Origin of the sequence: Bacillus sp. 22475 (assembly GCF_052044835.1) — a bacterium.
In the GTDB taxonomy this organism is placed as follows: Bacteria; Bacillota; Bacilli; order Bacillales; family Bacillaceae_G; genus Bacillus_A; species Bacillus_A cereus.
In genome coordinates this window covers 46790-63249 of the sequence record NZ_JBQENW010000002.1, presented here as the reverse complement: position 1 = coordinate 63249, position 16460 = coordinate 46790, and the positions used below count along the sequence as shown (strand labels likewise).

Sequence of the window (16460 nt, the reverse complement as noted above, 5' to 3'; positions counted from 1 at the left end):
CTTTTGTTGTGAATGGGAAGTAGTAAAGATGTAATAGCCCTGGTGGAATGAAAAGTTACGTTCCAGCGGGGCTATTATATGGTAAGAAATATATGATGAAAGGTTTCGAAGCCAACATGTTAAAAAAAGAAAACTGTTGTTTAATTGCGCTTGCATCAGTTCCACTTGTTATGACATTAGGGAATTCAATGCTCATCCCAATTCTGCCGACTATTGAAAAGAAATTACATATTTCATCGTTTCAAGTATCCATGATTATTACAATTTACTCTATCGTAGCCATTTTACTTATACCGATTGCTGGTTATTTATCAGATAGATGGGGACGAAAGATGGTAATGGTTCCGAGTTTGCTGATTGCAGCTATAGGAGGAGCGATAACTGGTTGGGTATCTTGGAAAGTTGATAATCCCTACAATTGGATATTGATTGGTAGAGCGATTCAAGGTATTGGTGCTGCTGGTGCAATGCCAGTTGTTATACCGTGTGTTGGTGATTTATACAAAGACGAAAAACAAGTTAGTACAGGTTTAGGAATCATAGAAACATCCAATACATTTGGGAAAGTGCTGAGCCCTATTTTAGGGTCTGCTCTTGCTGCTGTTGTATGGTTCTTACCGTTTTGGGCGATTCCAGTTTTATGCGTAGTATCAATTGTTTTATTACTTGTTCTAGTAAAGGCAAAGAAACAAGAAGGAGAAGTACCACCACTTAAAGAGTTTATAAAATCTATTCTTTCTACGTTTCGAGAAAAAGGAAGATGGTTAATTGCCATTTTTGCATTAGGTGCAATTATTATGCTTATTTTATTCGGAATTCTCTTTTATTTGTCGACTATACTGGAATCAAAGTATGACATTCATGGTATATGGAAAGGGTGTGTGCTTGCTATCCCGTTACTTGTACTGTCAATTAGTTCATATATGGCCGGTAAAAAAATTGGAGATAATCAAAATGTTATGAAGAAGTGTATTTATATTGGTTTTTTAATGGCAGCTGCATCAGTCATCATTCCTTTATTTATAAAAGGGATTTATTTACTACTTCTTTGTCTCGTTATTATGGGGATAGGGATTGGTATGGCTCTCCCATGTTTAGATGCCCTCATTACACAAGGAATTGAAAAGGAGCAGAGGGGAACGGTTACGTCCTTTTATAGTTCAATGCGATTTATCGGTGTAGCAGCTGGACCACCTTTATATTCTTTTTTCATGAAAGGGGCGGACCATGAAGTGTTTTATTTGACTAGTATTTTCGCCGCCATTGGTGCTGTTATAGCAATCATTTGGATTAAACCAGCAAAAGATGCAAAGACGGTAAAACAGAAACCGGAACCTACTTCATAATTTGTAAGAGAATTGCATGATGTTTTCAGTAACATGCAATTCTCTTTCGTTCATTAAGAATAAATAACTTGTTTTAACATGTAAATCGCGACACCCCATATGATGAGACCAGAAAATTTATTTAATAATAAGATTGTCTTTCCGGTTGAGTCTAGTCTTTTTAGAAATTTCCCCGCTAAAGCTAAGCTTATAAACCAAATCCAAGAAACGATAATAGTTGCAAGTGTAAAAGCCCATTTTTCACTTCCTATGTATTGAATAGAATTTGTTCCAATTACACCGATTGTGTCTAAAATTGCATGTGGATTTAATAACGAAACTGATGCTGCGAAAAGGATTTGCTTTTTTAAAGGCATACTTTTTTCTTGTTTTACATCGTTGGAAGGGTTACTTCTCCAAATAACAAAGCCCATATATAGGAGAAAGAAAAATCCAATTATATATAACGAGTTAGTTAGCCAAGAAAAAGTAAGGAGTACAAGGGAGACACCTTGCACCGCAATCAATATGAGTAACGTATCACATATAGAGGCAGTTAATACTACAGGGGCTGCCCTCCAAATGTTTGGTTGGCTAGCACCTTGGTTAAAGACAAAAACATTTTGTACACCTAATGGAATGATAAGTCCAAATGCAAGAATGATACCATGAATAATTGCTTCACTCATCATATTACCTCCTATTTTAATTCATTATGATAGTGTATATTGTATAGAAGAAATGAAAATTTGTATCCATCCATATGGTTGGGGAGGTTACCAACCAAAAAGAATATAAGGTGATATGATGGAAAGATTCGTTTGGAAACCGAATATGTCTCTAGCGACGCCGCTGTATAAACAAATAGAAACGTATATAAAAGAAAGGATCGTTAATGGAGAATGGACCGTTGGAACAAAATTACCTTCACAAAGAGATTTGGCCCATACATTTGGTGTGAATCGAAGCACAATTGTAATGGCTTTCGATGAACTAGTTGCGAAGGGATACATTGAAGGGAATGGCAGGAAAGGAACAATTGTTGTAAATAATAATGAGAATGCTTCAACTTACGCACCCCCACCTAATTGGCAGTCTTATGTAGAAACAGGAGTTCATTATCCGAATCTCCCAGCTATTCAAGAGATTAATCAAGCTGAATTTTATCCACATGTAATTCGGTTAGGAACAGGTGAGCTCGCGCCGAGTCTCTTACCTGAGAAAAAGATGAAAGAAATTATGAATAAGCTTTTAAAGTCAAATGTGACGCTTGGGTATGAAGAGCCGAAAGGAAATCTTTATTTAAGGGAAAAGATTTCCGAATACTTAAAGGAGCATGGCGTATATGTATCTCCTGCCTCTATATTAATTGTTTCAGGAGCAATTCAAGCGCTGCAACTTATCTCTATGGGGCTTCTTCCAAAAGGGGCATCCATCTTATTAGAAAAACCATCCTATTTATATTCGCTTAATGTTTTTCAATCCGCAGGAATGCGTTTCATTGGAATACCAATGGATGAGAACGGTTTAAATACATCATATATTACAAAATATAAGAAGCAATTTAATGCATCAATTTTATATACAATCCCGTCTTTTCATAATCCAACGAACTTTAGTATGAATGCGAAGAAACGAATAGAAGTGATGGAAATATGTAATGAAATTGGATTACCTATTATAGAGGACGCAGTGTATCAAGACTTATGGTTTGATGCACCTTGTTCGAAACCTTTAAAAGCCTATGATAAAAATGGAATCGTACTACATATTGGAAGCATGTCCAAAGTAATTAGTCCAGGGTTAAGAATTGGATGGATTGTTGGACCTGAGCCAGTAATTCAAAGATTGTCAGACATAAAAATGCAAACAGATTATGGTTCAAGCACTATATCCCAGCAAATTGCAGCAGAGTGGTTTACAAATGGTCTATATGATGAGCATTTGCGCTTTGTAAGAAGTGAATTGAAAAAACGAAGAGATTTTATGTTACTAATGTTAGATAAATATCTTCGTGAAATAGCAACTTGGCATGAACCAACAGGGGGATTTTATATATGGGTACATATAAAAGTACCCATTTCATATCGCAGTTTATTTGATAAAGCTCTGCAAGAAAAGGTTTTATTAAACCCAGGTACTTTATATGATAGAAGTGCAAATCAATTTTTACGCCTATCGTATTCATACGCAACGTTAGAAGAAATTGAAATAGGTATAAAAAAACTTGCACAACTAATGAAAAAGTAAGAGGAGAAAGTAATGAAACAATATGTAATTTGCCAAATGATCAATGGAGAAAAATATTTAGCTGCTTATGCGGAGACGCAGCAAGAAGCAATTGAAAAAGCAGAACTGTTAGGATTAAGAACGGGAAATCGTTACATAGTTATTACTGCAGAAGAAGCCGAAGGGTTATCGTATCCTTAAACAATGTACGAGATTGTATAGGAAGTAAATAAGCCTAGTAATATTAGAAATTACTAGGCTTATTTACTATTAATTTGTCAAACGTTTTTGTATGCAAAATAATAATATTATGAGTCAAGTTGACGGAAAAATCGATTTGTCTTTCGGTCTTGATTGCCTTTTCTATATTCATCAATATATTGCCTAAAATTCCAAGCTTGTAAAAATTTATTAGCAGAGTTATAACCAGAATTGTAAAGCCATTCTTTTTCTTCCTTTGTCAGTTCAAAATTAGTACTTGTAATCGTTCCTGTTGGAATTGTAATCGTTCTTGCTTTTGATTCCTTATCTAAATGACGTAAATCATGAGCTTGCATCATTGTTTTAAATAGTCCTTTGAACATAGAAATAGGCTCGTTATAGTGAGCAGGGTCAGCTTGGATCTCATCTTTTACAAAATGAAATCCGAAAGTCGGCCAGCGAGGAGTGGTAGGTGAATCGAAGATCCAAATTGGATAATTACTTAGAATTCCTCCATCAACCATATAACAAGGCTGCTTCCATTTTGGAGTTCTCCATTTTACGGGTTCAAAGAAGAAGGGGATTGTACTACTCATTCTTACCGCTTTAGCGATAGAGAAGCGATAATTTAAAAATCCGTAGTTTGGTAAGTCGTCAGGAAAGACAACCATTTTACCATTACTAATATCAGAGGCGATGATTTTGAGTTTGTTTAGATCCGGTAAATCAGTAAATAAATGAACACCTTTTTTTCGAAGTAATTCTTCAATCCATTCTTCTATAAATACATTAGAGTATATACCTAGAGTAGTCCATGCACTGAGTCCCTTACCGATAAAAGGAATTCTATCAATAAAAGTTCTTTTCGTAAATTTATTATAATCAATATCAGTTATAATCGTTTTTAACTCTGAACAAGAATATCCTGCCGCTAGGAGCGCTGCAATAATCGAACCAGCCGATGTACCAGCTACACGTTCCCATTCATAACCTTTTTCGGCTAACGCGCAAATTGCCCCGACATGCGCAATACCGCGCACACCGCCTCCTTCAAAAACACCATCAATCTTCATTAAACATACTTCCTTTCAAATAAAAGATTTGGAAATGGCAAAAAAGCACGTATTGTACGTGCTTTTTTACAATAGTTTTTAAGTTTACTAGCAGCCTACAAAGCCGCCCCAACAGCTAGCTCCGATGATGATTAGAAGGATGAATAAAACAATTAATAAAGCGAAACCTCCGTAACCACAACCACCACAGCTACCGCCGTAACCGTAACCGCCGCAACTATATCCGTAACCCATGTGGAATTCCTCCTTATATTAAAAATAAAAATGAACGAGGGGAAAATGTACTGGAAGAACTAAAGAACTATCGTGTTTGTAGGAACAATGTATAGTATGCTTTTTTAAACTTGTTCGCGTACGAAGGATAAGCCCGTTTTTTGGAGGCTTGTTGATTTTGTAAAGAATGAAGTATAATCTTTGTACTATGATATAAATAAGTATGTAAATGTAAGGAGAATTTATGAATAAAAAAATTGAAGTATTAATTGATAAATATGAACTAACACACTTGAAAGAGGAACTTATTAATACTGTATTTCCTTGTATAAAAGTTGTGCCAAAGCAGCAGGGAACTGTTGCGATAGGTAGTTCGAAAATGGGAGGAGTTCCTGATTTACCAGCTTTATTTGAAAATCCAAAGCATAAAGGAAATCCACTACAATTTATCGCACAATTTAACTTAAGTGATTTACAAAACGTTGGTATGGATCACAATCTTCCTAAGACGGGGATGCTGTATTTCTTTTGCATTGAAAATTATTTTGAAGAAAATGTGAAGCTAACAGAGGCTGGGCGTGTACTTTATTATGATGTTCCTGTAGAGCAATTACGAAGTGAAAATGAAATACAAGCGAAATATAACCAGTGTGCAATTACTTTTGAACTGACATACAAATTACCAGAGCTTTTCATTGAAGATGAGGCTGATTCAGATCGTTTCTTGCAATTACTTGAAGAGCTAATTCCGGATAACTACGATAACCATCAAATGTTTGGTGAGCCATTCTCTGTACAAGAAGAAGTGTTATATGAGACAGGAGAATATATGGGAGTAAACCCGCAGCAAATGACTCTTTTATTCCAAATTGATTCAGATCATAAAAATTGTAATATGGTTTGGGGAGAACTAGGGATGCTATATTTCTGTATTAGTAATGAGGATTTGAAAAATCAACGTTTTGAAAATACATGCTGCGTATTACAAACTTGCTAATGAAAAAAGGTTGTTCTTTTAAAAAGAACAACCTTTTTATGTGAATTAGTTAATATGCATAATCTCATATGACCTATACGAAAAAGTATTGTATACTCTGAAACTATACGATACTTTTTCGTATAGTTATAGAATATAAGGAGTGACAAGATGGGAAAGACAAGTAAGTATGTGACAGCTGCCGCACTTTGTTCAACTATAGTAATGGGAGGCTTACAAGCGTCATCTGTATCTTATGCAGCTACAAATCCGACTACAGTGACAGCACAATCAGATGTAAAGTTATTAGATGATTTCAGAAAAGAATTAAAAAAACAGATTGATAATCGAGAAGAAAATATTACAATCACATATAAAACAAAAGATAGAAATGCTAGAAATATTATGGATCAATTGTATGGTGAGTTTAATAAAATTGTAGATGCTGATGAGTATGTAAAATATAATGTAGCGTCTACTAGATATTCTATTAAAGGAATGCCAGGGGACTATACGTTTACACTGCAAGTAAAATACCGTGAATCAAAAGAACAAACTCAATATGTAAAAGCTCAGGCGAAATCAATTGTTGGATCAATTGTAAAACCAGGGATGGATGAGCATGAGAAAGTAAAAGCTATTCACGATTACGTTGTTAAGCATGTGTCTTATGATACGTCTTATCAAGCGTATACAGCATATGAAGCATTAGCGAATTGTTCTGCCGTTTGCCAAGGATATACATTATTAACGTATGAGTTGTTAAAAGAGGCAGGTATTCAAAATCATATTGTAACAGGCACAGGAAATGGACAAGCTCACGCGTGGAATTTAGTGAACATTGAAAACAAATGGTATCACCTAGATACTACATTTGATGATCCAGTACCAGATAAAGCAGGGCGTGTAACTTACTCATATTTTAACATGTCTGACGAACAGTTAAGTAAAGATCATGAATGGGATCGTAGCAAATATCCAGCGGCAACTACAAGTTATTTTGGTGAATTAACAAATAAAATAAAAGCTGGTAGCTCAAAAACTGTTGTATATGAGCAGATGTTAAAAGAAACAAATTTACAATACTTATCTGCAGAATATGGAGCAGAAAATTATAATGAATTTAAGCAAAAGTTGCAGCAACAGTTTGCAGCCAAACCAGAAAAAGTAGAAGTACGGTATAAGCAGTCCATGGATGGAACGATGCAAGATATAAAGAAAGTATTAAATGAAATAAATTGGCCAAAAGGTGCAAAGCGTGTGTCTTATCAAGTAGCACCTTATAGTGCATTGGCTGGTTATTCATTGGCGACAATTACATTTACGTATTAAGCAATGAGAAAGAGCATCTGTAAAAGATGCTCTTTTTATATTTGTTGATCACTTTAAAATATTGGGAATTATGTGATAAAATAAAAAGGAGAGGATGTGAATGCTGAATGAACTTGTTCGAAAGTAATATTTTTACATTGATATATACTTGTTTAGTAATCGGACTTATCGTTTTGTTTTTCATATCATTTACTTTGTTTATTAGAAGAGTATTACAAAGCAGCGTTGCAAAGAAACACCACGTGATTAATATGAGCCAGAAGCTAGATCGAATTATTGAATTGCTTGAAAAAGATAAGAAATAGCGATAGAAGAAGTATGAAAAGGGGAAAGAGAATGGCGAATTATATAAAAGAATTACGTGAAAAAGTAGGGCATGATTATGTTTTCTTAAACTTTGCCGGTGGTTGTGTATTTAATAAAGAAGGGGAAGTATTACTGCAAAAAAGAGGAGACTTTAACGCTTGGGGCTTTCCAGGTGGCGCAATGGAGATAGGAGAATCGGCTGCGGAAACTGCAATCCGAGAAATAAAAGAAGAAACCGGTTATGATGTAGAAATAAATGAGCTTATTGGAGTGTATACAAAATATTTTCAATCATATCCAAATGGAGACAAGGCACAGTCAATTACGATGTTCTTTTCATTCTCAATAGTTGGAGGCGACAAAAAAGTAGATGGTGATGAAACGTTGGATTTGAAGTTTTTCCCGTTAGACGACATGCCACCGTTATTTTGTAAACAGCATGAAGATTGCCTGCAAGATTTATTGGAGAAAAGAGTAGGGGTATATCGTTAACATATAAAAAAGAAGCTAAATGAGATTAGCTTCTTTTTTATGTTTTATTTATTTCCACCAATCATCAAACATTGACGCTGGTACTTGTCTTTTATGCTCACTCACTGTGTAACGTTTTTCAATTTTCTCTGCAACGTCAGCTGGAACTGCTTTACCTTCTAAATAATCATCTAATTGATCATAAGTAATACCTAACTCTGTTTCGTCAGCTTGACCTGGTTTTTCATCTAATAAATCAGCTGTTGGCATTTTTAAGTAAAGTCGCTCGTCTGCACCTAACTCTTGTAATAATGCACGTCCTTGGCGCTTCGTTAATCCCGTTAATGGTAATAAATCTGCACCACCATCTCCGAATTTTGTAAAGAACCCTGTTACAGCTTCTGCAGCGTGATCTGTTCCGATAACAAGTAGCCCTTTTTGTCCACCAATTGCATATTGAGTAACCATACGGATACGTGCTTTCACGTTACCTTTATTGAAATCTGTTAATGATTCACCCAATAAGTTTTCATATTGATTTGAAAAAGCATCAACAGTTGAAGCAATATCAAATGCAACAGATTGATCTGCTTGAATGAATTGTAATGCTAATTGTGCATCATCTTCATCTTTTTGTACTTTATAAGGAAGACGTACGGCGATAAACGTTACATTACCACCTTCGTTACGAATTTCTTCAACTGCAAGTTGTGCTAAGCGTCCTGCTAATGTAGAGTCTTGGCCGCCGCTAATACCAAGTACAAATCCTTTTGCGCCTGTTTTTTTTACATAATCTTTTAAGAAATCAACTCGTTTACGAATTTCAACTTTTGGATCAATTACAGGCTGAACATGTAATGCTTTCATAATCTGTTCTTGTAATGTCATTATGTTTTCCTCCTATTCATATTAAAGCGGTAAATAAGTTTATATGTATAATGGTACATACTTCTATCCTTTATTATTTCGCAAAACTAACGAATATACAATAGGATGTGTGTATGAATATGAATGTAGTCATTATAAATAAAGTACTACGTATAAGCAATTTTTTTAAACCTTTCAAAACTGTAAGGTTTTTGTCATTTGAATCGATGGAAGGTATTTCCGTACTTTACTAATATAAAAACATAGTTAGTAGAAAGAAGGGCGGAGAAGTAATATGAACATTAGAGAACTCGCATATCGGAATGTAACGCGAAATAGACGGACATACTCAGCCTATTTTTTGAGTAGTGCATTTGCTATTATGGCCTTTTTTGTGTATTCATTTTTTGCGTTTCATCCGGCATTAAGTGCAGGAGAATTGGGTCATTACGTATTCGTAAGTATGTCTTTTGCACAGTCTATTATTTACTTATTTACATTCTTCTTTATTTTATATTCGATGGGAATGTTTTTAAAAACGAGAAAGCGTGAGCTAGGAATTTTAATGATGCTAGGTATGACGAAATATCAATTAAAGCGTCTTATCTTTTTTGAAAATATTATGATTGGAATAGGGGCAATTATTTTTGGTATTCTTTCAGGTATGTTATTTTCAGGGGTATTACTATTTGTCGCCCCGATGATATTAAAACTAGATATCTCCTTATCCTATTACATACCGATGAAAGCAATTGTTGTAACAAGTATTATGTTTTTCATATTATTTATGATCATATCATTGTTTAGTGCAGGAATGATCCGTAAAAATAAAATTATGAAGTTGTTTAGAGGGTCAGCAGAGGCAAAACCGGAACCGAAAGCATCAATCATTTCTTCAATATTAGCAGTAGTATTGCTTAGTGCTGGCTATGTAGGAGCTCTTCTATCGCATGGCGCAATGGTATTTATTATGATGATTCCTGTTACAACGGTAGTTATTATTGGGACGTATTTGTTGTACAAGCAGCTGAGTGTCTTTATTATTCGATTATGTAAAAAAAGTAAACGTTTCTATTGGACACAGACTAATATTATTACGTTATCAGATTTAGCGTATCGCATGAGAGATAACGCAAGAATGTTCTTTATTGTAACCATTATTTCTACTGTAGCATTTTCCGCAATAGGGACATTAGTAGGCTTCGCATCCATGACGAAAGGGATAATGGAGAGACCAATTGCGTTTCATTACCATTCTAAGCAAGGGAATAGTAACGAATCACAACATATACAAATGATTGACAAAGGATTAAAGAAACATAATATAGCAGCTTCAAAAACTAATATTTCGACAAAGAAAACGGAGGAACAGTCGTTAAGAAGCGCCACTTTTATAAAAGAATCAGACTATAAGGAATATGCAAAGTTAACGGGAGAACGATTTAATACTGTAGCAAATAAAGAGGTTGTATTTTTGTCAGCTGATATACCAGGGCCAGCGATGAAAGAAAGAAAAGAAATTACTTTACCCAATATGAATGAAAGTTTAAAGGTGAAAAAAGTTACTTCATCTTCATTGGGGAAAATATTAAGAGGAAATGTTTATGTAATCTCTAATGATCAATATGATTCATTACAAGATGGATTTATAGAGACAAAAGATTATATGTATAAAACTGAAAGAACGAAAGATGAGATTGAAATTGGTAAAGAGCTTACTCATCAAATTAAACCGTATCAAGAACAGTCAACGTTTAGTGCGGAAGAGTACGAACAAAACCAAAGTTTACAAATTGCAGGACCGATTTTATTTGTAGGTTTCTTTATTGGTATAGTATTTTTCGTTTGCGCAGGAAGTTTCCTTTACTTCCGTTTATTCTCCGATTTGGAGGATGATGTTCGCTTGTTCGAAATGATTCGAAAAGTTGGATTGACGAGTGGGGAATTATCGAAGGTAGTTACAATTCGATTGGCGCTTTTATTCTTCGTTCCAATTGGTGTTGCAACATTACATGGGGCAGTAGCCTTAACTGCGTTAGGGCAAATGTTTGAGTACTCATTGTTTAAAGAAAATACAGTTGTATTAAGTATTTTCATAGGTATTCAAGTTGTATACTTCTTACTTATAAGATCCCGTTATGTAAAACAATTGAAAGAGAGATTACGTATGCATTAAATGTGTTTTTTTAACTCGAGTACAAAATTTTCTAAAAAGAGGCAAGTATTGCCAAAAAGTGATAAAATGGAAAAAGCGAGGTGAAAAAATTAATATAGAGTAAGGGGGGAGAAATATGAAAGCAACAGGAGTTATTCGAAAAGTAGACGAATTAGGACGAATTGTTATCCCTAAAGAATTACGCGATGTATTGGGAATACAAATCAAATCACCGCTTGAAATTTTTGTAGAAGCAGATAAAATCATTTTACAAAAATATCAACCTTACAATGCTTGCCAAATCACAGGTGATGTTTCAGAACAGAACATATCATTAGCGAATGGAAATATTACTGTTGGGATAGAGGGAGCGGAATATTTAGTAAAAGAAATAGAAAAGTTTTTAAACAAGAGTGAGGTTTAGTCTTAATTTATATTATTTTTCAAATTACATATCATTCTTTTAAAAGACTGTAAGAGGACCATTAATTGGTTCTCTTATTTTGGTTAGTAGTTGAACGACATGGGGTGTTACTTCCTACAAATCATAGGGAAAATAAAAAAGTAGTATAGAGTTAGTAAATGATGTTGAGAAATATTTGAAAAGAAGGAAAACAAAAAGAATAAAACGAATGTTACATTTACACGTATTCAAAAGTGGTCTGAAATGAAAATAATACATTTTCAGGAGGGATTACGATGAGTAGTACAGTGAATAAACAAAAAGGTATACAATTGATTCCGTTTACCGTAAATAAGGTGGTAGAACAAGTAAATGAAATTCCACCAGGTGTACAAATGATTCACGCTCCGCAAGTATGGGAAAAGAGTGTGAAGGGGCAAGATGTAGTCGTTGCCGTATTAGATACAGGGTGTGATACTAATCATATAGATTTAAAGGATCGTATTATCGGCGGAAGAAATTTCACAAAAGATTATGAAGCTGATCCAAATGTGTATCTTGATAATAACGGACATGGTACTCATGTAGCGGGGACGATTGCCGCGACTGAAAATGGTGTCGGTGTATTAGGAGTTGCACCACTTGCTAAAATGTTAGTATTAAAAGTTTTAGCGGGAGATGGTTCTGGAAGTTATGAGCAAATTATTGAGGCAATTCATTATGCTGTAAATTGGAGAGGGCCGAATCAAGAGAAAGTGAGAATTATTTCAATGTCACTTGGTGGTCCGCAAGATGTTCCAGAATTACATGAAGCAATTCAAAATGCGGTAAAGCAGGATGTTCTCGTTGTATGTGCTGCTGGAAATAATGGAGATTGCGATGATGAAACAGAGGAACTAGACTTTCCGGGTGCTTACTCTGAGGTAATTGAAGTTGGTGCTGTTAATTTAGAGCGGAAGATTGCATGTTTTAGTAATTCAAATCAAGAAATTGATCTAGTAGCGCCAGGTGATGAAATATTATCTACGTATCCAGATGGGAAATATGCTGTGTTAAGTGGAACTTCCATGGCGACGCCGCATGTTGCTGGAGCGCTCGCCTTGCTCATTAAGCAGTGTGAGAAAGAATACGGTCGAAAGTTATCAGAGCCGGAAATATATGCACAACTCATTAAAAGAACTGTACCTTTAGGGTACGAACGTACATCTGAAGGAAATGGATTAATAGATTTATTAAAAGAATAGCCATATTAAAAAACATCTCATATTCATATGAGATGTTTTTTAATATGGCTCTGTCGCATGTAATACAACTTGTAACAAACCTGGGAATCTAGCATTTAAATCTTCTTCACGAATTGAAATGAAACGTTGTGTTCCTTCAAGGCGCGTGTACATAACACCTGACTCACGTAAAACTTTGAAATGGTGAGATAAAGTTGATTTCGCAATAGGAATGTTTAAAGCGCCACAAGATTGTTCGTTTTTCTCTAGTAACATATTTACAATTTGTAAACGAATTTGATCGCTAAGTGCATATAAGACAGAAGAAAATTGAATTTCTTCTCGATTTGGATGATAGAGTGTACGCATATTTCACCTACTTGTATAAGTTAAGATATTTGCACTATAACATATAAAGTGATATATTTCTATTGTTCGAATATATTCGAACAATAGAAATATAGGGGGAGAAAAAATGAAGTATACAAAATTGCAAAAGGCAGGATTAAATATTTCAAAGTTGGGTTTAGGTACAAATGCAGTAGGGGGACATAATTTATATGCTAATGTGAATGAAGAAGAAGGAAAGCAATTAGTAGAAGAAGCTATTCAGCAAGGGATTACATTTTTTGATACAGCAGATTCATATGGTGTCGGTAGATCTGAGGGATTGGTAGGAGAAGTATTAAAGGGAAAACGCCATAAGTTTATACTTGCTACAAAAGGTGGAATTCAACCGTTATTAAATGGAGAAACTTATATTAACAATGAACCAAGTTATTTAAGAAATGCTGTGGAGAATAGCTTAAGAAGATTACAGACTGATTATATTGATTTATATTATTTACATTTTACAAATCCTGAAACAAGTTACATAGATTCAATCGGAGAGCTTACTCGTTTAAAAGAAGAAGGGAAAATTCGTTCAATTGGAATATCGAACGTAAACATAGAACAATTAAAAGAAGCGAACCAACATGGTCATATAGATGTTGTACAATCTCCATACAATATGTTAGAACGTACGGCTGAGGAAGAACTGTTGCCGTATTGTATAGAAGCGGGTATTTCATTTATTCCATATGGGCCTCTTGCTTTTGGAATATTAGGTGGAAAATATACAGAAGATTTTAAATTGAACGAAGTCGATTGGCGCCAAAATGTAAATCTATTTGAAGAAAATACATATAAGAGTAATTTTAAGAAAGTGGAAAAGTTAAAAGGGCTAGCTAAAGAAAATGATATTGAAGTGTCTCATTTAGCGTTAGCATGGTTATTAAATAAAGAAGGAATTAATACAGTTATACCTGGTGGAAAGCGGGCAGAGCAAATAAGAGAAAGTGTGAAAGCGGTAGACGTTTCATTGAATGAAAGAGCCATGAAAGAAATCCAATCTATTTTAGAAGATTAGTGAAACAGAGGGATAGTACCCTCTGTTTATATAAGGAGAAGGTCTAAATGAATAGAGTACTAGCTGTATTTTTCACGATAATGTTTATGATCGGTACAGACACTTTCTTAATTTCACCACTGTTGCCGACATTACAACAGGTATATCATGTTTCAACTGAGTTGTCAGGATGGATGGTGAGTTCGTATGCTTTAGGATATGCTGGATTTGCGCTTATCGCTGGTCCTATATCAGATGGATTAAACAGAAAAAAAGTGATGGTACTAGGCATGAGTTTTTTTGCAATAAGTACGTTTTTGTGTGGAATTGCACCGAGTTTTTTATGGATGCTAACATTTAGATTTTTAGCAGGTGTAAGTGCAGCTTTTGTATCTCCACAAGTGTGGGCATCTATTCCGCTCCTTATAGAGAAGAAGCAAATTGTGAAAGCAATTGGGGTTGCAACAGCAGGGTTATCAGTCTCTCAAATTTTAGGGCTGCCACTGGGAGCTTATTTAGCAACGATACATTATACAATCCCATTCTATTTCATTGGTATATTATCAGCACTACTTGTCATTCTTATTTATGTTGTATTACCAGAAATACAGTCGGTTCATATAGGTGGAAATAAAAAAGTTATTTTACAGCTTTATAACCAATTACTTACAGATTCAAAGGTTTCACTTTCTTATTTTGCATACTTTGTTTTTCAAACCGGAAATTTTGCTGCATTTTCATTCTTTGGTGTATGGCTTTCCATGCAATTTGGCTTACAAGTTCATGAAGTAGGTACGGCTATGCTTGTACTAGGATTAGGAAATTTAGCTGGTAATATTTTTGGCCCTAGACTCGTAAATAAAATTGGTTACAATCTTTCTTTCTATGGTGGAATTATATTTATAGCAGTGTTATATGTAATACTGCCCTATTTAAAGAGTATTATATTTGTTGAATTACTTTTCTTTGTTTTATTTTTTGTGACAGGAATGTTGTTTGTATTAATGATGAGACACTTACAAAACATGTCTACTATAGCAAGAGGAACAGGTGCTGCTCTTGCTAACGCCTCGATGTACATTGGCCAAATGATTGGTGCGGCAATAGCAGGAATGTTATTTGCAACATCTCACAATTTTATACTAGTAGGTAGCTTTACTGCGTTATTATATGTTGTAGCTTTATTTCTGTTTAGAAAAAGTGAAAAACTTACTGAAAATAGCGAAACAGGAATTGCATCATAAAGCTTGTATAAATATTTCGCAAATCAGAATTAATAAGAGTGTGAATACATGAATGTGCTTTTAATTAAAGTGGTTACTAAAAGTATAGAAATAGTAGAAGAAATGTATTGTAACAAAGTTATGAGGAATCCAAAAATAAAAATCCCTATATAGATAGGGATTTATATATCGGCATATAGTTCCTTGGAAAAGGATATACCTAGTTTAACATATAGGAGTACTTATAATTGTGAAATAGATGTGAAAGTAATGTGAAAAGTATTGTAATAAAAAGCACTGTTTTAGCTAATGTAGCTAAAACAGTGCTTTTCTCTTTGATTGAACAGTTGCAGCATTTTCATCATGTATACCTGCATCTTTAATAATTCGTTGTTTTGCTTTATTTAATAGATGGTTTACTGCTTCACCAAAATAATTAGCTTCGCTTTTTGTGCGGGCTTCTCGTAAACATTTATAGTTTTCTAGCAGTTCCTCTTTTTCGGAGTTTGTTAAGAAATCTTCTATTTTCTTTTTTGTCATACGAAACACCCTTTCTCCTGACAAACGACGCAATAGAAAATATTTATTTCACATTATAACAATAATTTTAAGAGAAAGTATACACTAACGTCGCAATAATTTGTCAATTTCTTGAATCTTCTCATCAGCTTTCCCAATTTGCGTATTTTTAGCCTGTTCGCCACCAAGAGCTTGATGTAGTAAGAAAGTTTGACCGGAAATAGCAGTTACAATGGATACTTTTATAATTTCTTTTATTGCGGTGACATCGAATAAAACGAGTCCAAGAAGTGCAGCTAGGCTACCGGTAAAAACATCAGTTAAAAATCCAAAGTGAAAAAAAGTTTTCAAACGGCGTGGAAGCAATAACTTACCTTGGTTATTGATTAGATGGGAAACGAAGCCAGTAATGCCACCAACGAGAACAGCGGTTAGCCATTGATACATTTCCATCGAATCCACTCCTTTTAGTGAATAAGATTCGATTATTTTATATTGATTCCTTTTAATATTTCATATATGCATATTGAGAAAGTTTGTTTGGGTATATTTTG

Annotated in this window: 19 protein-coding genes and 1 pseudogene; 13 read left to right on the top strand and 7 right to left on the bottom strand. The window is 34.4% G+C overall.

Annotation, left to right across the window (positions count from 1 at the left end; genetic code table 11):
• Positions 1-116 precede the first annotated feature (116 nt).
• Positions 117-1346 carry an MFS transporter gene (locus ACTJJY_RS03570; protein ID WP_140157254.1) on the top strand — a complete coding sequence of 410 codons (1230 nt, stop codon included), beginning with the start codon at positions 117-119 and terminating at the stop codon, positions 1344-1346.
• 53 nt (positions 1347-1399) lie between these two features.
• On the opposite strand, the gene ACTJJY_RS03565 is transcribed toward ACTJJY_RS03570, so the two are convergent.
• Positions 1400-2014, bottom strand: a complete 615-nt coding sequence (locus ACTJJY_RS03565; RefSeq protein ID WP_440605022.1) for a LysE/ArgO family amino acid transporter — start codon at positions 2012-2014, stop codon at positions 1400-1402.
• A 118-nt stretch (positions 2015-2132) separates the two neighbouring features.
• On the opposite strand from ACTJJY_RS03565, the gene ACTJJY_RS03560 reads away from it, so the two are divergent.
• Positions 2133-3575, top strand: coding sequence for a PLP-dependent aminotransferase family protein (locus ACTJJY_RS03560; RefSeq protein WP_440605021.1), 1443 nt, complete (start codon positions 2133-2135; stop codon positions 3573-3575).
• Positions 3576-3587: 12 nt separating this feature from the next.
• The gene (locus ACTJJY_RS03555; protein WP_000816390.1) at positions 3588-3755 is read left to right on the top strand and encodes a DUF3933 family protein; all 168 of its coding nucleotides are present in this window, start codon (positions 3588-3590) and stop codon (positions 3753-3755) included.
• Positions 3756-3862: 107 nt separating this feature from the next.
• Here the strand turns inward: ACTJJY_RS03555 and ACTJJY_RS03550 are convergent, their stop codons facing one another.
• A complete protein-coding gene (locus tag ACTJJY_RS03550) occupies positions 3863-4828 on the bottom strand; it encodes a patatin-like phospholipase family protein (protein WP_000686809.1) in 966 nt (321 codons plus the stop codon).
• An 87-nt stretch (positions 4829-4915) separates the two neighbouring features.
• Positions 4916-5062 (bottom strand): YjcZ family sporulation protein, encoded by a 147-nt coding sequence (locus tag ACTJJY_RS03545; protein WP_000540425.1) that lies wholly within the window; start codon positions 5060-5062, stop codon positions 4916-4918.
• 223 nt (positions 5063-5285) lie between these two features.
• Here ACTJJY_RS03545 and ACTJJY_RS03540 point away from each other — a divergent pair, with 223 nt between their 5' ends.
• The 4 genes from ACTJJY_RS03540 to ACTJJY_RS03525 all read left to right on the top strand — a co-directional run bounded on the left by ACTJJY_RS03540 (position 5286) and on the right by ACTJJY_RS03525 (position 8147).
• Entirely contained in the window at positions 5286-6038 is a 753-nt protein-coding gene (locus tag ACTJJY_RS03540) for a YwqG family protein (protein WP_440605020.1), read from the top strand.
• Positions 6039-6188: 150 nt separating this feature from the next.
• Positions 6189-7349: a transglutaminase domain-containing protein gene (locus ACTJJY_RS03535; protein WP_440605019.1), complete on the top strand. Its 1161-nt coding sequence runs from the start codon at positions 6189-6191 to the stop codon at positions 7347-7349.
• A 107-nt stretch (positions 7350-7456) separates the two neighbouring features.
• Positions 7457-7654: a DUF4083 domain-containing protein gene (locus ACTJJY_RS03530; protein ID WP_440605018.1), complete on the top strand. Its 198-nt coding sequence runs from the start codon at positions 7457-7459 to the stop codon at positions 7652-7654.
• A 31-nt stretch (positions 7655-7685) separates the two neighbouring features.
• Positions 7686-8147, top strand: coding sequence for an NUDIX hydrolase (locus ACTJJY_RS03525; protein WP_153591755.1), 462 nt, complete (start codon positions 7686-7688; stop codon positions 8145-8147).
• Between the two features lie 48 nt (positions 8148-8195).
• On the opposite strand, the gene nadE is transcribed toward ACTJJY_RS03525, so the two are convergent.
• Positions 8196-9014 (bottom strand): ammonia-dependent NAD(+) synthetase, encoded by an 819-nt coding sequence (nadE, locus tag ACTJJY_RS03520; protein WP_000174904.1) that lies wholly within the window; start codon positions 9012-9014, stop codon positions 8196-8198.
• A gap of 274 nt (positions 9015-9288) precedes the next feature.
• Between nadE and ACTJJY_RS03515 the strand changes: the two genes are divergently transcribed.
• From ACTJJY_RS03515 to ACTJJY_RS03505, 3 genes are all read left to right on the top strand, one after another.
• Positions 9289-11169 (top strand): ABC transporter permease, encoded by a 1881-nt coding sequence (locus ACTJJY_RS03515; RefSeq protein ID WP_440605017.1) that lies wholly within the window; start codon positions 9289-9291, stop codon positions 11167-11169.
• A gap of 115 nt (positions 11170-11284) precedes the next feature.
• A complete protein-coding gene (locus ACTJJY_RS03510) occupies positions 11285-11572 on the top strand; it encodes an AbrB/MazE/SpoVT family DNA-binding domain-containing protein (RefSeq protein WP_000648324.1) in 288 nt (95 codons plus the stop codon).
• Between the two features lie 275 nt (positions 11573-11847).
• Positions 11848-12795 carry a serine protease gene (locus tag ACTJJY_RS03505; protein ID WP_065228690.1) on the top strand — a complete coding sequence of 316 codons (948 nt, stop codon included), beginning with the start codon at positions 11848-11850 and terminating at the stop codon, positions 12793-12795.
• A 39-nt stretch (positions 12796-12834) separates the two neighbouring features.
• Here the strand turns inward: ACTJJY_RS03505 and ACTJJY_RS03500 are convergent, their stop codons facing one another.
• The gene (locus ACTJJY_RS03500) at positions 12835-13143 is read right to left on the bottom strand and encodes an ArsR/SmtB family transcription factor (RefSeq protein WP_001259903.1); all 309 of its coding nucleotides are present in this window, start codon (positions 13141-13143) and stop codon (positions 12835-12837) included.
• Positions 13144-13249: 106 nt separating this feature from the next.
• Between ACTJJY_RS03500 and ACTJJY_RS03495 the strand changes: the two genes are divergently transcribed.
• The 3 genes and pseudogenes from ACTJJY_RS03495 to ACTJJY_RS03485 all read left to right on the top strand — a co-directional run bounded on the left by ACTJJY_RS03495 (position 13250) and on the right by ACTJJY_RS03485 (position 15663).
• The gene (locus ACTJJY_RS03495) at positions 13250-14185 is read left to right on the top strand and encodes an aldo/keto reductase (RefSeq protein WP_440605016.1); all 936 of its coding nucleotides are present in this window, start codon (positions 13250-13252) and stop codon (positions 14183-14185) included.
• 47 nt (positions 14186-14232) lie between these two features.
• A complete protein-coding gene (locus tag ACTJJY_RS03490; RefSeq protein ID WP_440605015.1) occupies positions 14233-15408 on the top strand; it encodes an MFS transporter in 1176 nt (391 codons plus the stop codon).
• Between the two features lie 48 nt (positions 15409-15456).
• Positions 15457-15663, top strand: a pseudogene (locus ACTJJY_RS03485) (hypothetical protein).
• Between the two features lie 39 nt (positions 15664-15702).
• On the opposite strand, the gene ACTJJY_RS03480 reads toward ACTJJY_RS03485, so the two are convergent.
• Together ACTJJY_RS03480 and ACTJJY_RS03475 are read right to left on the bottom strand one after the other, a co-directional pair.
• Entirely contained in the window at positions 15703-15927 is a 225-nt protein-coding gene (locus ACTJJY_RS03480) for a hypothetical protein (protein WP_000162602.1), read from the bottom strand.
• A gap of 84 nt (positions 15928-16011) precedes the next feature.
• The gene (locus ACTJJY_RS03475) at positions 16012-16359 is read right to left on the bottom strand and encodes a DUF4257 domain-containing protein (RefSeq protein WP_000426321.1); all 348 of its coding nucleotides are present in this window, start codon (positions 16357-16359) and stop codon (positions 16012-16014) included.
• Between the last annotated feature and the right edge of the window lie 101 nt (positions 16360-16460).

What these genes read in the sequence shown, in the direction of transcription:
- ACTJJY_RS03475 (WP_000426321.1), bottom strand. Translation starts at nt 16,359, where the DNA reads ATGGAAATGTATCAATGGCTAACCGCTGTTCTCGTTGGTGGCATTACT.
- ACTJJY_RS03555 (WP_000816390.1), top strand. Translation starts at nt 3,588, where the DNA reads ATGAAACAATATGTAATTTGCCAAATGATCAATGGAGAAAAATATTTA.
- ACTJJY_RS03550 (WP_000686809.1), bottom strand. Translation starts at nt 4,828, where the DNA reads ATGAAGATTGATGGTGTTTTTGAAGGAGGCGGTGTGCGCGGTATTGCG.
- ACTJJY_RS03515 (WP_440605017.1), top strand. Translation starts at nt 9,289, where the DNA reads ATGAACATTAGAGAACTCGCATATCGGAATGTAACGCGAAATAGACGG.
- ACTJJY_RS03495 (WP_440605016.1), top strand. Translation starts at nt 13,250, where the DNA reads ATGAAGTATACAAAATTGCAAAAGGCAGGATTAAATATTTCAAAGTTG.
- ACTJJY_RS03560 (WP_440605021.1), top strand. Translation starts at nt 2,133, where the DNA reads ATGGAAAGATTCGTTTGGAAACCGAATATGTCTCTAGCGACGCCGCTG.
- ACTJJY_RS03530 (WP_440605018.1), top strand. Translation starts at nt 7,457, where the DNA reads ATGAACTTGTTCGAAAGTAATATTTTTACATTGATATATACTTGTTTA.
- ACTJJY_RS03480 (WP_000162602.1), bottom strand. Translation starts at nt 15,927, where the DNA reads ATGACAAAAAAGAAAATAGAAGATTTCTTAACAAACTCCGAAAAAGAG.
- nadE (WP_000174904.1), bottom strand. Translation starts at nt 9,014, where the DNA reads ATGACATTACAAGAACAGATTATGAAAGCATTACATGTTCAGCCTGTA.
- ACTJJY_RS03540 (WP_440605020.1), top strand. Translation starts at nt 5,286, where the DNA reads ATGAATAAAAAAATTGAAGTATTAATTGATAAATATGAACTAACACAC.
- ACTJJY_RS03525 (WP_153591755.1), top strand. Translation starts at nt 7,686, where the DNA reads ATGGCGAATTATATAAAAGAATTACGTGAAAAAGTAGGGCATGATTAT.
- ACTJJY_RS03545 (WP_000540425.1), bottom strand. Translation starts at nt 5,062, where the DNA reads ATGGGTTACGGATATAGTTGCGGCGGTTACGGTTACGGCGGTAGCTGT.
- ACTJJY_RS03505 (WP_065228690.1), top strand. Translation starts at nt 11,848, where the DNA reads ATGAGTAGTACAGTGAATAAACAAAAAGGTATACAATTGATTCCGTTT.
- ACTJJY_RS03510 (WP_000648324.1), top strand. Translation starts at nt 11,285, where the DNA reads ATGAAAGCAACAGGAGTTATTCGAAAAGTAGACGAATTAGGACGAATT.
- ACTJJY_RS03535 (WP_440605019.1), top strand. Translation starts at nt 6,189, where the DNA reads ATGGGAAAGACAAGTAAGTATGTGACAGCTGCCGCACTTTGTTCAACT.
- ACTJJY_RS03500 (WP_001259903.1), bottom strand. Translation starts at nt 13,143, where the DNA reads ATGCGTACACTCTATCATCCAAATCGAGAAGAAATTCAATTTTCTTCT.
- ACTJJY_RS03490 (WP_440605015.1), top strand. Translation starts at nt 14,233, where the DNA reads ATGAATAGAGTACTAGCTGTATTTTTCACGATAATGTTTATGATCGGT.
- ACTJJY_RS03570 (WP_140157254.1), top strand. Translation starts at nt 117, where the DNA reads ATGTTAAAAAAAGAAAACTGTTGTTTAATTGCGCTTGCATCAGTTCCA.
- ACTJJY_RS03565 (WP_440605022.1), bottom strand. Translation starts at nt 2,014, where the DNA reads ATGAGTGAAGCAATTATTCATGGTATCATTCTTGCATTTGGACTTATC.